2 protein-coding genes are annotated in these 2253 nt (G+C 45.7%); both read right to left on the reverse strand.

Going from position 1 to position 2253, the window contains the following annotated elements:
• Positions 1-1452 (reverse strand): ABC transporter permease (locus ACR0P9_RS11310; protein WP_432620210.1); only part of this gene is annotated, 1452 nt, incomplete at its 3' end.
• Positions 1449-2123 (reverse strand): ATP-binding cassette domain-containing protein, encoded by a 675-nt coding sequence (locus ACR0P9_RS11315; RefSeq protein WP_177290599.1) that lies wholly within the window; start codon positions 2121-2123, stop codon positions 1449-1451. The genes ACR0P9_RS11310 and ACR0P9_RS11315, both read right to left, overlap by 4 nt.
• Positions 2124-2253: the final 130 nt, after the last annotated feature.

The following is a 2253-nucleotide window of genomic DNA, read 5'->3' on the forward strand; positions in this document are numbered from 1 at the left end:
ATAGGCTTCATCATAATTCTGGGAATAATCCAGCTGCAACTCAAATTGTCCATGGTTGATTGCAATCCGCGCCTCGTGCTCCGTGTCAATATTCCCAACATAATTAGAGATAATTACAAACAATACACAGGAAAGCCCCATGGTAAGAATCGTAGCAATGGTTCTTTTCGGATTGCCTGTCACATTTGCCATTGCCATGGAGAAAACGGTGACATCTTTTCTGCCTTTTCGTCTGCCCTGTTTTTGCGTTTTGGAGCCGTCAAGATACCGTGTCGCTTCGATGGGTGAAATCCGGGAAACAATTTTCATGGGTTTGCGCAGAGCCAAAACGACCGTAAGAAACGATACAAAAATGCAGATGAGTATCATTGTCAGTGAAAACAGAGGCACCTGATGGTTCTTGATTCCGGACGATACCAGATTTCCCTGCTCCACCAGCCAGTTGAAGCTGACTTTTGCAATCAGGAAACCAAACAGCAGCCCCAGCGGTATCGAAGGAACCGCCAGAAGAATGCCCTCACGAAAGATCAACTGCTTCATCTGCTTTCTGGTTGCACCCAGCGCCTTGATTTTTCCGTACTCCTGAACCTTCTGGGCGATCCCGACCTGGAAGATATTATAAATGACCACAACGGAAAACAGCACGATTCCGAGGATCAGGGTTCCACAAACCACAATCATTTCATAGCTCGGCTGCAATACCCACTGCAGGTAGAGGTCATTGATGATCACGTTTTTCTGGTCAATGCCGCAGGAATCCGCGATTTCTTTTATAACAGGCGCAACATTATTCATAGATACATTTGCAGAATCGCTCAAGGTAAAATAGATATTATATTGCCTGTCACCCTCCGCAACACGCTCATTATAAAAATCCTGCGAACCGAATACAACATAGGAAGCCTCGATGGTATATTCATCCCGGTCATATAAAATCCCGCTGACAGTAAATTCCACCGGTGCGTATTCCGACTGCATGCCGGAACGGTACTCCAATGTTACGGTGTCTCCGACCTTTACATCATGGTATCCCACTGCATCAAAGAAAGCGCGTCCTGCGGCAATTTCCTGCGCCTTTTCCGGATAGGTACCTTCCTTCAACACATATTCCTGATTATAGGGAAGCATTTTCCTGACCGTTTCATCCGCACTGACAAAGCCGCCATTTTCATTTCCTTTCAGGATGCCCTCCGTACACATGATGCCGATATCAGATATCTCAGCTCTGCGTTCCACTTCTTTTAATTGCGTACCATCTGCGGCGATAAACAGGCCGTAGTTGCTTCCGTATGAGCTTGCAGCCTGATCCTTCTGTAAGAGGATCAGTCCATTTCCAATTGTACTGATAATGACCAGAAGCATGGTAGTCAGGCAAATCGCCGTCATAATGAGGACACTTCTTGTCCGATTTCTTTTGTCGTTGCTGAATGCAATTTTGCTGATCGTCCTCAATTGAAATCCACCACCTGTCCATCCTCGATGACTAAAATACGGTCAGCAACCTGCGCGATCTCATCATCATGGGTAATCATTACAATCGTCTGTCCATATTTTTTTGCGCTCATTTTCAGCAGCGCGATCACCTCGTCACTTGTCTTGGAATCAAGATTTCCGGTTGGCTCGTCCGCAAACAAAATCTCCGGTCTGTTTACCAAGGCTCTTGCAATCGCAACGCGCTGCTGCTGTCCTCCGGAGAGGGTATTCGGAAGATTATGAATCCGGTGTTCAAGACCCAGTGTGGTGATAATATCATTGACATAAGCTTTATCCACTTTTTTTCCGTCAAGCCCCAACGGAAGAACGATATTTTCCCACACATTGATGGAGGATACCAGATTGAATGCCTGAAATACAAATCCGATCTTTCTTCTCCGGAAAACGGCAAGCTGATCCTCCTTCATGGAATACAGGTCCTTGTCAGACAAGATCACGCTGCCGCTGGTTGGTGTATCCAGCCCGCCCAGCATATGCAGCAGGGTACTTTTTCCGGAGCCGGATTTTCCGACAATGGCGACAAATTCTCCCTGTTGAATCTGGATATTCACATGATTGACGGCTTTGACCTGATTTTCCCCCGTCCCATAAAATTTGCAAAGCTGATTCGTTTCTAATATCACGCCCACTTCAATGGCCTCCTTTTCTTATTTACCAGCATTGTATCAAAGGAACCTTTCATTTCACTTTCAAAAAGAGAGCAGAAGTCTTACAGATTTGAAAGATTTCTGCTCATCATCTCTATGAAAGTCCATTCTC

Origin of the sequence: Butyricicoccus sp. (assembly GCF_050872565.1) — a bacterium.
Lineage (GTDB): Bacteria > Bacillota > Clostridia > Oscillospirales > Butyricicoccaceae > Butyricicoccus_A.